General features: G+C 65.2%; 9 protein-coding genes. 4 read left to right on the plus strand and 5 right to left on the minus strand.

Going from position 1 to position 13,435, the window contains the following annotated elements:
* Positions 1–62: 62 nt before the first annotated feature.
* The gene (locus HH308_RS19460; protein WP_211188618.1) at positions 63–1,565 is read right to left on the minus strand and encodes an MFS transporter; all 1,503 of its coding nucleotides are present in this window, start codon (positions 1,563–1,565) and stop codon (positions 63–65) included.
* Positions 1,566–1,665: 100 nt separating this feature from the next.
* On the opposite strand from HH308_RS19460, the gene HH308_RS19465 reads away from it, so the two are divergent.
* Entirely contained in the window at positions 1,666–2,406 is a 741-nt protein-coding gene (locus HH308_RS19465) for a TetR/AcrR family transcriptional regulator (protein WP_170195891.1), read from the plus strand.
* Between the two features lie 698 nt (positions 2,407–3,104).
* On the opposite strand, the gene HH308_RS19470 is transcribed toward HH308_RS19465, so the two are convergent.
* The 3 genes from HH308_RS19470 to glnA form a co-directional block, all read right to left on the minus strand.
* The gene (locus HH308_RS19470; protein WP_170195892.1) at positions 3,105–3,728 is read right to left on the minus strand and encodes a biliverdin-producing heme oxygenase; all 624 of its coding nucleotides are present in this window, start codon (positions 3,726–3,728) and stop codon (positions 3,105–3,107) included.
* Positions 3,725–6,727 carry a bifunctional [glutamine synthetase] adenylyltransferase/[glutamine synthetase]-adenylyl-L-tyrosine phosphorylase gene (locus HH308_RS19475; RefSeq protein ID WP_312870727.1) on the minus strand — a complete coding sequence of 1,001 codons (3,003 nt, stop codon included), beginning with the start codon at positions 6,725–6,727 and terminating at the stop codon, positions 3,725–3,727. Before HH308_RS19475 ends, HH308_RS19470 begins: the two co-directional genes overlap by 4 nt.
* A 123-nt stretch (positions 6,728–6,850) precedes the next feature.
* Positions 6,851–8,191, minus strand: a complete 1,341-nt coding sequence (gene glnA, locus HH308_RS19480) for a type I glutamate--ammonia ligase (protein WP_170195893.1) — start codon at positions 8,189–8,191, stop codon at positions 6,851–6,853.
* A gap of 247 nt (positions 8,192–8,438) precedes the next feature.
* Between glnA and panB the strand changes: the two genes are divergently transcribed.
* On the plus strand, positions 8,439–9,308 hold the full coding sequence (gene panB / locus HH308_RS19485) for a 3-methyl-2-oxobutanoate hydroxymethyltransferase (RefSeq protein WP_211188619.1): 870 nt from the start codon (positions 8,439–8,441) through the stop codon (positions 9,306–9,308).
* 21 nt (positions 9,309–9,329) lie between these two features.
* Here panB and HH308_RS19490 read toward each other — a convergent pair whose 3' ends face one another.
* Entirely contained in the window at positions 9,330–9,794 is a 465-nt protein-coding gene (locus HH308_RS19490; RefSeq protein ID WP_170195895.1) for a variant leucine-rich repeat-containing protein, read from the minus strand.
* Positions 9,795–10,224: 430 nt separating this feature from the next.
* Here HH308_RS19490 and pip point away from each other — a divergent pair, with 430 nt between their 5' ends.
* Entirely contained in the window at positions 10,225–11,235 is a 1,011-nt protein-coding gene (gene pip / locus HH308_RS19495; protein ID WP_170195896.1) for a prolyl aminopeptidase, read from the plus strand.
* 87 nt (positions 11,236–11,322) lie between these two features.
* On the plus strand, positions 11,323–12,843 hold the full coding sequence (locus tag HH308_RS19500; RefSeq protein ID WP_312870728.1) for a CYTH and CHAD domain-containing protein: 1,521 nt from the start codon (positions 11,323–11,325) through the stop codon (positions 12,841–12,843).
* The last annotated feature ends 592 nt before the right edge of the window (positions 12,844–13,435 follow it).

The raw sequence follows: 13,435 nt of genomic DNA on the forward strand, positions 1-13,435 counted from the left end.
AGAACCACTGGTCAGCGCCGTCGAGATGATCTCCCAAAAGCTGCTGAACGCAGCGGGAAACGTCAGACTTCGACAACCTCGGGCAGCTCGACTCGCTGCTGACGCAGCGCCCATGCCGCCAGCACCGCGGTCGCCACCAACACGGCGGCACCGACCCAGGCCGCGGCCGACAACCCCGACACGAACGCCTCGCGTGCGGCGGCGATCAGCGCATCCGCACGATCGGCGGGAAGTCCGCGCGATGCTGCGAGCGCTCCGGAAAGACTTTGTCCCGCAGGTGTTCCCGAGAAGGTCGGGTCGTCGAACGACAACCGGAACACCACGTTGAGCACGCTGCCGAGGATGGCGATTCCCAGCGCTCCGCCCAGCTCGCTCGACGTCTCTAACAGACTCGACGTCGCTCCGGCGCGATCAGCGGGAGCCACCCCGACGACGTAGTCGGCGATCACCGACGCCAGTGCCACGGTTCCGGCCGCAAGGAATGTCGCGCCGATCAGGACCGTGATCAGCGAGTCAGTCGTGGTCAGCGCGCCCAGGATCACGAATCCCGCTGCGGCGCAGAGCAACCCGGCGACGACAACCTTGGGCCGGCCGAACTTCGACGCTGCTGCGGCAGCGGCGGGTGCGGCCGCTCCCACGAACACCGACGGCAGCAGACTCCACAGCGCCGCCACCAGCGGGGTGTAGCCGAGGACCGACTGCAGGTACTGGGTCATGATGATGGCGTTGCCGAGGATCGCGAACATACCGATCACGTTGATCCAGATCGATGTCGCGAACCGTCGGTCGCGGAAGAGTGTGATGTCCACCAGCGGCTGCGCGAGTCGACGCTGCCGCCACACGAAGATCGCGCCGACGACGAATCCGCCGAGGATCAGACCGATCCACGCCAACGACCATCCGTCGGCGGCGAGCTTCTTGATGCCCTCGATGATCGGCAGGACAGTTGCGAGTGCCAGCAGAGCGCTGAGTACGTCGACTCGCCGGGAAGGATCAGCTGTATTGCCCGGCAACAGCATCGGAGCCACCACCAACAATGCGACCATCACCGGCACGTTGATCAAGAAGACCGAACCCCACCAGAAGTGTTCCAGCAGAAGGCCGCTGATGATCGGGCCGACTGCGACGCCACCGGTGAGCACGGCACTCCAGATCGCGACGGCCTTGGCACGTGCGGTCGGGTCGTCGAAGGTGAACCGGATCAGCGCGAGCGTCGACGGCATGAGCGTCGCCCCGCCGATCGCCAGCAGTGCGCGCGCGGCGATCAACATCTCCGCCGATACTGCGAACGCCGCACCGATCGACGCGACACTGAACGCGACCGCGCCGATCATCAGCAGGCGCCGATGGCCGATCCGATCGGCCAGCGAGCCCATCGTGAGCAGCAGACCGGCGAGCACGAACCCGTACACGTCGAAGATCCACAACTGCTGCTCGGAGCTCGCGTGCAGGTCGGCGGCGATGAACGGAGCCGCGAAGAACAGCACGGACACATCCATCGAAACGATCAGCATCGGCAGGCATAGCGCAACCATCCCCAACCAGGGAGAACGCGACTGAGTCATGACATTCCAATCTGTTTATGTTGCATACTGTTTACTCTGAACACAGATACTAGGCCGGTACTGCGTACGACGCAAGCAGTAATTGCGATAGGGTTGGGCCATGACCTCCGAACCGCGTGATCTCCCCAGATACCTGCAGCTCATGTGGGGAATCGACGACGGAGCACGCCGTGGCCCGAAGCCCAAACTCACCATCCCCGACATCGGGCGGGCAGCCGTGGACGTCGCCGACGCCGAGGGATTCGACGCGGTATCGATGAAGGCGATCGCCGAGCGTCTCGGCGTCACGACGATGTCGCTGTATCGCTATGTCGAGTCGAAGGAAGACGTCTACGAGATCATGATCGACGAGGCGTACGGTCGGCCGCGGCCCGATCTGACCGCGCACGGCACCTGGCGTGAGCGTCTCACCGCCTGGGCAACGGCGGTCGCCGACGCGCTGCGTTCACATCCGTGGGTCACGAACATCCCGATGACCCATCCGCCGTCGGGGCCGAAGACTCTCCTGTGGACCGAAGCGGGCGTCCAAGCCTTCGACGAAACCCCCCTCACCAGCCAGGAGAAGCTCTCGTCCATGCTCGTCATCGACGGTTTCGTGCGAAATCACGTGCGCATGGCGTCGGAGCTGGGGTTGGTCGGCACCGATTCGCAAGGCGAAACCGACAGGTACTCAATCGTTTTGGGGCAGGTGATCGACGACGTCGACTATCCGCGACTGACCCGCGCCGTCCGGGAGGACGTACTCGACGACGACACCGACTTCTACACCGACGAACTGGCCTTCGGCCTGGACTTGATCCTCGACGGAATCGCTGCCCGAATCACGCGGGCCACCGCCTGAACCTGGATTCACCCACTGCAGGCCTTCTCCGCTGGTTGAGCCTGGATTCCGACTGCAGGCTTACTCTGCCGGTTGAGCCTTGGTTGAGCCTGGATTCACCGACGGTGACCCCTCCGCTGGTTGAGCCGGACGAGCGCCGTGCTGAGCGAGGCGCTAGCCGAGTCGAAGTAGCGCTAGCCGAGGTCCGTGTCGAAACCTCTCAGCCACAACGACTTTCGACGGTCCGCGCCAACATCGGCGATGACACCCGGCAAGTGACGCGTGTGCACCCTACGGGTGCACACGCCTCAATGTTCGATACCATCACAGTTCGACACGTGCGCCACCATCAAATGCATTGTGGTATAGGGGTTTCGACACGCTCGTCACTTCGACTCGGCTAGCGCCTCGCTCAGTACGGCGCGCTAACGCTCCTCACGGCTCAACCAGCGGATAGGGCATGCCATCGGTGGATCCAGGGTGAGCCGTGAGGAGCGCTAGCGGTAGCGCCTCGCTCAGCACGGCGCTTCGGCCCGGATCAACCAGCGAAATGGGTCTGCCGAGGAGCGCCAGCGACGAGGTGTATCGACACTCCGCGACCACCGAATACAACTGCACCACAACACTTTTCGGCCGACGGGGACTCGATACACCGGCTACTCGACCACCCAGAAGCAGCACGTCCGCAGTAGTCGCCAAAACAGCCCTCGGCGTTGCGGTTACGTCAGCTCTCCGAACAGCGCTGAATTGAATTCGAATGCTCGCACTGCCTCGACGGTGAGACGCTGCACCGCGGAATCGTCGATCCGCAGCGCGTCCAGGCGATCGCGATATGCATCCTTGTAGCGCTTGAGTTTGTCGATGCCGGCGAACCGGTAGAACGACAGTGCGTCGTCACCGAGTCGGTAGTGCTCACGCAGCCGATGCGCGACGATCTGCCCACCGGACAGGTCACCGAGATAGCGGGTGTAGTGGTGGGCCACATATCTCACCGGATCGGCGGCGCTCGCACGGATCGCCTCGACGTAGCCGCGGGTAGCCGCAAGCGGTGGCAGCGACTCGACGTCGACGCCGAGTGTAGCCAAGTCCGTGGAGAGCGACGGCAGCCGCCGCAACCTCTCGTCGTGGAAACCGCCGGCGACGGGATCGTCGGCCAGCGTGTCCCCGACCTCCTCCAGCGCCCGGTAGACGAAGAACAGCTGCCCGGCCAGGCGGCCGTACGCGTCGGCATCGAGGCTGCCCGACAGCAGGGCTTCGACGAACGCCGACCGCTCGGCGTTCTCATGTGCGATCGACGTCGCCGCGCGAAGCTTGTCGGAGACCGCGGTTCCGAGGGCGGTCATGCGCCGAACACCTTGGTCACGACGGCCTTCGCGCGCCGGGTCACGCGCAGGTAGTTCTCCAGAAATTCGGCCGCCTGGTCGTCGGGCCACCCAGCGGCGAAGGCAATGGGCCGCAACGTTTTTCCGGGACCGGGCAGTTCATCGACGGGTTTGCCGCGCACGAGCACCAGCGCATTGCGGGCCTCGGTCGCGGTGAGCCAGGCGTCCTTGAGCAAGGTGACGTCGTCGAGTGCGAGCAGCCCTTCCTCGGCGATCGCGTCGAGTGACTGCAGGGTCGAAGTATTGTGCAACGACTGATACTCGTGCGCATATCGCAACTGCATCAGCTGCACGGTCCATTCGACGTCGGCGAGCCCGCCACGCCCGAGCTTGGTGTGCAACGCGGGATCGGCGCCGCGCGGCAGACGTTCGGCGTCGACGCGGGCCTTGATCCGCCGGATCTCCTTGACGGCGTCGTTGGAGACGCCACCCTGCGGGTAGCGAATGCGGTCGGCCATCAGCAGGAATTCGATGCCGAGGTCGTTGTCGCCCGCCACCTGATGCGCGCGCAGCAGGGCTTGAATCTCCCACGGCTGCGCCCATTGGTCGTAGTAGGCGGCATAGGCGGCGAGGGTTCGCACGACCGGTCCGTTGCGGCCCTCCGGGCGCAGACCGGTGTCGACTTCCAGCGGCGGGTCGGCGCTGGGCGACCCGAGCATCGTGCGGACGCGCTCGGCGACCACTTGAGCCCACTTCACCGCGTCGGCCTCATCGGCACCCTCTACCGGGTTGCAGACGAAGAGCACGTCGGCGTCGGATCCGTAACCCAGTTCGCCGCCTCCCAGGCGGCCCATGCCGATGACGGCGATCCGCGCGGGCGCCACCTTGCCCCGTTCGCGTTCGGATTCGGTGATGACCACCGCGAGCGCCGCGTTGAGGACCGCCGCCCACACACTCGACAGTGCCGCACACACCTGCGGCACGTCCATCATGCCGAGCACGTCGGCCGACGCGATGCGCGCCAATTCGGCCCGACGATGTGAACGGGCAACTGCCACAGCCTGCTTCAAGTCCCGACGCCGGATCGTCGACGCGATCAATCCGCTGGCGACGTCGGCGGAGTCGACGCTGGTCAGCTTGGGGCCGTCGGAGCCGTCGGAGTACAGCTGGATCACCTCGGGTGAGCGGACCAGCAATTCCGCGATATAGGCCGATGTACCAAGCACTTTCATCAGTCGCTCGGCGACCACACCGTCGTCGCGCAACAGCCGCAGAAACCAGTCGTTGCCGACCATCTCGTCCGACAGCCGCCGATAGTTCAGCAGTCCGGCGTCGGGGTCGGGGGTGCGGCCGATCCACTCCAGCAGCGACGGCAGGATCAGCAGCTGCACCTGTCCCCGACGTCCCGGCGAGCTCGCCAAGGCTCGGATATGGCTCAGTGCCCGTTCGGGTTTGGAGTACCCCAGCGCCGAGAGCCGCCGTTCCGCCGACTCGTCGGACAGGGTCAGCTCATCGGCGTTGAAACGCGTGACTGCTTCCAGCAGCGGCCGATAGAACAGCTTCTCGTGCAGCTTGCGGACTCGGTGCGAGTGGCGGCGGATCTCGGCCAGCAACGCGCCCTGCGCGTCGAGGTCGCCGTCGAGCCGGATGTGCGCGGCACGGGCGAGCCACCGCATGCCCGCGGCGTCGTCGAAGGTGGGCAGCAGGTGCGTTCGCGACATTCGTTGCAGCTGCAGGCGATGTTCGAGGAGCCGCAGGAATTGATACGACGCGGAGAGGTTCGCGCCGTCGTCGCGTCCGACGTAGCCGCCCGCGGTGAGCGCGGCCAGGGCGTCCACGGTGGCCAGTACCCGCAGCGATTCGTCGACGCGTCCGTGCACCATCTGCAGCAGCTGCACGGCGAACTCGACGTCACGCAGACCGCCACTTCCGAGTTTCAGATTGCGTTCCTTGAGCCCTTCGGGGACAAGGGATTCCACGCGTCGGCGCATCGCCTGCACTTCGGGAACGAAGTCTTCGCGCTCGGCGGCGGTCCATACCATCGGGTTGACCGCGGCGATGTAGTCGCGGGCCAACCCCAGATCACCGGTCATCGGCCGCGCCTTGAGCAGCGCCTGGAACTCCCAGGTCTTGGCCCACCGCTTGTAGTAGGCGATATGCGACTCCAACGTGCGGGTCAGCGCCCCCGCTTTGCCCTCGGGCCGCAGCGCGGCGTCGACCTCGAAGAAGGCCAGCGAACCGATCCGCATCATCTCGCCCGCAATGCGCGACGACGTCGAGTCGGCAGGTTCGGCGACGAACACCACGTCGACGTCGGAAACGTAATTCAGTTCGCGCGCACCGCATTTGCCCATCGCGATGACCGCGAGGCGAGTGGTCAGCTCCTTGTCGCCGCATACCGTGGCGATGGCCACCGACAATGCCGCGGTCAGTGCGGCGTCGGCAAGGTCGGCCAGGTAAGCGCCCACCTCGTGCAGCCGCAGTACCGGCTCGTCCTCGACGGTGGCCGCCAGATCGTGAGCTGCCAACTGCAGCACCAGATTTCGGTACGCGAGACGCAGTTTGCCCACGGCCGCGGGACCGGTCTCGGTGGCCCGGAATAGCTTGTCACCCGACTCCAGGGTGCCCGGTTCAGGTTGCGCCCCAACCGATTCCAGCATCGTCGCGAAAGCAGCGTCGACGCTGGGCAGTTCGGCGGCGGTCAACAGGCGCCAGGCCGTGGGATCGGCGACGAGATGATCACCGAGAGCGTCGGAGGCGCCGAGGACCGCGAACAGCCGTCCCCGGAAGTGTTTGTCGGCCCGTAGCAGAGCGTCGACGTCGCGCCACTCGTCGCCCACCGACGACTGCAGTCGGACCAACGCGCGCAGTGCCAGGTCGGCGTCCGGCGAGCGGGACAACGACCACAGCAGGTCGACCGATGGCTCGTCGGTCCAGTCCAGCGCGTCGAGGTGTTCGCGCGCAGCGGCGTCGAGCAGACCTAGGCGACCGGGACTGGGCACACCCGACCGCGACCTCACCGCACACCTCCGAGTGCACGGACGGATTCGAGTGGCAGGGTCGACGCGGTCACAACAGCATTTCTACCGTGCGACCGCCTGCGATGGCAGGCGGGGGCACAAGTCGGGCAGCCTCGGGCAGCCCTAGAGCGGCAGGTAACTCTTCAGCTCGAACGGCGTCACCAGGCTGCGATAGTTGGTCCACTCGTCCCACTTGTTGCGCAGGAAGTAGTCGAAGACGTGTTCGCCGAGTGCCTCGGCGACGAGCTCGGACTTCTCCATCTCGCGCAACGCTTCGGCGAGGCTGCCGGGCAGTTCCTGGTATCCCATCGCCCGGCGTTCCGCCCCGGTCAACGCCCAGACGTCGTCCTCGGCCTCGTCGGGTAGGTCGTAGCCCTCGGAGATGCCTTTGAGTCCGGCGGCGAGCATGACCGCGAAGGTCAGGTACGGATTGCAGGCCGAGTCGGGGCTGCGGACCTCGATGCGCCGTGACGACGCCTTGTTCGGCGTGTATAACGGCAGCCGGACCAGCGCGGATCGGTTCGCACCGCCCCAGGTCGCGGCGGTCGGCGCCTCACCGCCGTGGATGAGCCGCTTGTAGCTGTTGACCCACTGGTTGGTGACGGCGCTGATTTCGCTGGCGTGATGCAGGATGCCGGCGATGAACTTCTTGCCGGTGTCCGACAACTGCTGCGGATCGTCGGGATTGTGGAAGGCGTTGGTGTCGCCCTCGAACAGGCTCATGTGGGTGTGCATCGCCGAGCCGGGATGGTCGCTGAACGGCTTGGGCATGAACGTCGCCCACACGCCCTCCCCGATCGCGACCTGCTTGACGACATAACGGAAGGTCATGACGTTGTCGGCCATCGACAGGGCGTCGGCGTAGCGCAGATCGATCTCCTGCTGGCCGGGCGCACCCTCGTGGTGGCTGAATTCGACGGAGATGCCCATCGACTCGAGTGCGTCGATGGCGTGCCGACGGAAGTTCGGCGCCGAATCGTGCACGGACTGGTCGAAGTAGCCGCCGGAGTCGGCGGGCGTCGGGACCGTGCCGTCCAGCGGCGCGTCCTTGAGCAGGAAGAACTCGATCTCCGGGTGAACATAACAACTGAATCCCTGATCGGCCGCCTTGTTCAGTTGGCGACGAAGGACGTGGCGCGAGTCGGCCCAGCTCGGCGTGCCGTCGGGCATCGCGATGTCGCAGAACATCCGGGCCGAGTGGTGGCGGCCGGCCGAGGTGGTCCACGGCAGCACCTGGAAGGTGGACGGATCGGGTTTGGCGACGGTATCCGCTTCGGAGACACGCGAGAATCCCTCGATCGCCGAACCGTCGAAACCAATGCCCTCGCTGAACGCACCCTCGAGTTCGGCGGGTGCGATCGCCACCGATTTGAGATAACCGAGAACGTCGGTGAACCAGAGTCGAACGAACCGGATGTCGCGCTCTTCGAGTGTCCGGAGCACGAATTCCTTTTGGCGATCCATGGTCGCTGACCCTAGGAGCAGCCTGTTAAATCCATGTTACAACGACGAGACGATCGCAATACCCTGCACGTTTGCCGACGGATTCTCAGCATGTGGGATCATTGCCCGTATTCGCGTCGACGACGCTGTGATCAACGGCACACGACCTCGGCCGCGCTACTCACTGGTAGGGGTGCAGAATGGTCGGTGTCCAACCCAGCCCGGGTACCCGCTCAGCGGGACCCGAGGAATGAAAAGAGACAACACAATGTCGGAAACCCGTGTATCCGAAGCTGCCGAGGCCTCACCCTACGGCGCAACTCCGACGCCGTCGGCAAAGCCACGTCGCACCACACGTGTCCACCATCTGGCGCAGATGAAGTCCGAAGGCGAGAAGTGGGCGATGCTCACCGCCTACGACTATTCTTCGGCGGCGATCTTCGACGAAGCGCAGATCCCGGTCCTGTTGGTCGGCGACTCCGCCGCGAACGTCGTCTACGGCTATGACACCACCATCCCGGTCAGCGTCGACGAGCTGATTCCGCTGGTCCGCGCAGTCGTGCGCGGTGCACCGCACGCACTCGTCGTCGCCGACCTGCCGTTCGGCAGTTACGAGGCCGGGCCGCAGCAGGCACTCGAATCGTCCATCCGCTTCTTCAAGGAGGGCGGCGCACACGCGGTGAAACTCGAGGGCGGTGAGCGTGTCGCGGACCAGATCGCGACGCTGACCTCCGCGGGCATCCCGGTGATGGCACACATCGGTTTCACCCCGCAGAGCGTCAACGGCCTCGGCGGTTTCCGCGTACAGGGTCGCGGCGACGCCGCCGATCAACTCATCGCCGACGCCATCGCCGTCCAGGAGGCAGGCGCGTTCTCCGTCGTCATGGAGATGGTTCCCGCCGACCTCGCCGGCCAGGTCACCCGCAAGCTCACCATTCCGACCGTCGGCATCGGCGCGGGACACGAGACCGACGCTCAGGTACTCGTCTGGCAGGACATGGCCGGACTCACCCACGGCAAGACCGCCAAGTTCGTCAAGCGCTTCGGAAACGTCGGAGACGAATTGCGCAAGGCCGCAACGCAATACGCGGACGAGGTGCGGCGCGGCATCTTCCCCGGCGACGAGCACAGCTACTGAGTTTCGACGCCCAGCGCGAGTCTATCGACGCTGCATTCGAGCGAGCGCGTCGTTGATAGCCGGATCGCCCAAGTTGCACAGCCAATTATGCAAGCCACGGTCCAGCACCGGATTCTCGATCAGGTAGGGGCGCAACTGCGGCGCATTGTTGGCCATGTGTAACAGGACACCGGGGTCGGTGCGCGGGTCGCGCGCGATCGCGACATCGCCCGGCAACGGCGCAATGGGCCCGGGCGGCTGAACCGCCGGAGGCTGCCCCATCTGGGGCTGAACCGCGGGAGGCTGGCCCATCTGGGGCTGAACTATGCCGAAGCCGTCGGGTCGCACAGGCACCCTGCCGTCGGGGAGTTGAGTCGCGCAAAACTCAGAGAGTGCGGGCTCGGGCCGAAACGGCTTGTACCTCCCCTTCCACAGGCGGTCGTAAATGGTGATCGCGCCACCGATTACGACGATGGCGAAGATCACCAAAGGGAAGAGGCTGTCCACCTAAGCCACCTCCTAGAATCCCGATTGAGTGGCCGGATCTTCGGTCCACAGCGCGCGGGTAAGTCGATCGAAATACTCGCGGTAGCCCTTGTAGCCCTCAAGTGACTTCCGGCCGGCCGGAATGAAACTCACCTTGGCGGCCCCCCGCCCCTTCGAAGCGCACTATGCTTCCCGAACAGCACGAATGCGCCAATTCAGCGACTCGGTACGGCGACAACCCGGTATCGAATCTCCCGAACGCATTCTGGTGCCGATGCGACGCGACCAAATCCGTGTCCTCTCCATACCAATTGTCCAATCAGATTTCGGGAGGCTATCAATGTCGAGAGCGCGGGAGTGAAGACTCGCGCCCGAATCCACCCGAACAGACGACACCGAGCCGCATCGGTATCGACACGCGCGCCCCTCGACGTCCACTACCGTTGGCCGGGTGCGCGACCTCTACCCCGCTATCGAACCGTACGACTCCGGACTCCTCGACGTCGGCGACGACCAACTCATCCACTGGGAATGCTCGGGCAACCCCGACGGCAAGCCGGCCGTCTTCGTGCACGGCGGCCCCGGCGGCGGGACGAGTGGCGATCAGCGTCGCTTCTTCGATCCCGACCGGTACCGGATCGTGTTGTTCGATCAGCGCGGCTGCGGTCAGTCCCGCCCGCACGTCCAGGACGGCGCCGATCTGTCGGTCAACACCACCGACCACCTCATCGCCGACATGGAGAGACTGCGTGAACATCTCGGCGTCGAACAGTGGCTGGTCTTCGGCGGCTCGTGGGGTTCGACGCTCGGATTGGCTTATGCGCAAACGCATCCCGAGCGCGTGACCGAACTGGTACTCCGCGGCATCTTCCTGTTACGCCGCGACGAGATCGACTGGTACTACAACGGCGGCGCCGCCCATCTGTACCCCGACGAGTGGGAGGGCTACCTCGCTCCCATCCCCGCCGACGACCTCGACGGCGACCTGGTGCAGGCATACCACCGGCTGCTCACCTCTACCGACCCCGACGTCGCCACCGCGGCGGCTCGCGCCTGGACCGGCTGGGAACAGGCCACCAGCTACCTGATCCCCAAATCCCTTGAACCAGAACACACTTCCGAACCCGAGGACCCACGGTTCGATCTCGCCTTCGCCTCGATCGAGAATCACTACTTCGTCAACAACGGATTCTTGCGGGAAGCCCAACTGCTGGAGAACATTTCGGCCATCGCGCACATCCCGGCGGTCATCGTGCACGGGCGCTACGACGTCGTCTGCCCCGTCGCCAACGCCTGGGATCTCCATCGGGCATGGACCGCTGCCTGCGGCGACGAACACTCCGGTCCGCAGCTGCATATCATTCCCGACGCCGGGCATGCGTCGTTCGAGCCGGGAATTCGCAATCAATTGATCCGCGCCACGGACGCGTTTGCCGCCAGGGAAACCCCCTCCGCCGACTAGACTGCCAACCACGCACACACCCCATCTCCGGCCTCGCGCCGGCGACGTCCCCTCTCGATGAAGCGGGGAGAAGGTCGAGGATCACCAGTGGCTGCTACCGAGCAGGTCGAGATCGAGTTGAAGTTCGACGTTTCGGCTAACCATCCCGCCCCCAGTTTCGCGGGACTCGACGGAGTGGATCAGGTGAGTGAACCGCAGACGGTCGCGCTGTACGCCACCTACTTCGACACTGAGAACCTCGACCTGGCGAGTAACCGAATGACGTTGCGGCGCAGGGTCGGTGGCGACGACGAAGGCTGGCATCTCAAGCAGCCCGCCCTGGTGAACTTCGGCGCGGTGAACACCCGGCGCGAGATTCAGGTGACATTCGACGACGCCCCGATGGACGCCGATGTCCCCGCCGAACTGATGCGGCCCATCCTGGCGATCACCCGGCGTCGACGCTTGATGCCGGTGGCCGCCATCTCGACGTCGCGGACCACCACCGAACTCCTCGACGACGAAGGACACGTCGTCGCCGTGTTCTGCGACGACCTGGTCACCGCGCAATCCCTGCTGCCCGACGGACAGTCGCAGTCGTGGTCGGAGTGGGAGTTCGAGCTCGTCGGCGGAACCGGCAGCCCGAAGGGCGACCGCAAACTGCTCAAGCAGGTACGCAAAATTCTGCTCGGCGCAGGGGCACAGGTGTCGTCGAGCCAGTCGAAACTGGCCCGCGCGATCGGGTCGACGCCGTTCGTCGGGCAGCCACATCTCGGCAGCAATCCGACCGCGCTGGAACTCGTGGTCACCGACATCGCGCTGCACCGTAACGCTCTGGTTGCGATGGATCCGCTGGTGCGTATCGACGCCTACGACGCCGTGCATCAGATGCGCGTCGCGACGCGCAAGTTGCGCAGTGTGCTGGCGAGCTTCCCCAGCGTGCTCGATCCCACGCGAACGGCCCACGTGAACAGTGAATTGCGTTTGCTCGCACAGATTCTGGGTACCGCGCGCGATTCCGAGGTACAGATCGCGCTGGCCACCGATCTACTCGCCGGCGAGGACGCGTCGGACACCTTGAAGGCCGCGCTCGTCGACGACGAGACGAAGATCCACGACAAGGCTCTCGCCGTCGCACATTCGGCGATGAACTCCAGGCGTTACTTCGCATTGCTCGATTCGATCGACCAATTGATCGCCGCGCCGCCCGCCGGCGTCAATGCCGAAGCACCCGCCCGCAAAGTCGTCGCAAGCGCACTTCGCAAGGTACGCAAGAAGATCGGCGACGATCAGGACACGCTGTCGCGGCTACCGGAACGGTCCTACGACTGGGAAGAGCACCTGCACACCATCCGCAAGCGCGCCAAGAAGCTGCGCTACACGGCCGAGGCGGCGGAAGCGTTGGGCCGCAAGGAGTTCGACGACGCCGCGCGCGCCGCGAAGAAGGTCCAGGCCGCCCTCGGCGACTACAACGACTCCCGCATCAACCGCGATCGCCTGGTCAAGATCGCCGAGCAGCCGCAATTGAGCGCGCGCGACCGATTCGTGCTGGGCCGCATCGACGCCCGGCAGCAGGTCAACGGCGAACGCGCGCTGCAGCTCTACTGGAAGGCCGCGAGCGAGCTGTAACGCGAGCCCGAGCGGCGCCGGCTCGCCCCGAGACGCCGTGCCCGCCAAGGGCTTCGGACGGGAACGCTCGTACGACGATCACCTCCGCTCCCCGAGTACCGAAGCGAGCAACGAGCCGCGTTACCTCCGCTCCCCGAGTACCGAAGCGAGGAACGAGCCGCGTTACCTCCGCTCCCCGAGTGCCGAAGCGAGGAACGAGCGACGCTACCTCCGCTCCCCGAGTACCGAAGCGAGCAACGAGCCGCGTTACCTCCGCTCCCCGAGTGCCGACGCGAGCAACGAGCCGCGTTACCTCCGCTCCCCGAGTACCGAAGCGAAGAACGAGCCGCGTTACCTCCGCTCCCCGAGTACCGAAGCGAGCAACGAGCCGCGTTACCTCCGCTCCCCGAGTGCCGAAGCGAGCTTGCGAGCTTCGGTGTAACGAGGGGTCTGGCGACACGAAGAATCCAACTTGACCGAGACTATGGTGGCGATGAAATTGTTCGCAGTCCGAGCTCCCGGTGCTGCACTGAATCTTCCAAGTATGTAATTGGCATTCAGGTGCTGAAAGCCGCACACCCGCAAGATGTTCCGGGTCGGTTTGGGTTCTTTA

The organism is Gordonia asplenii, assembly GCF_012933505.1.
Lineage (GTDB): Bacteria > Actinomycetota > Actinomycetes > Mycobacteriales > Mycobacteriaceae > Gordonia > Gordonia asplenii.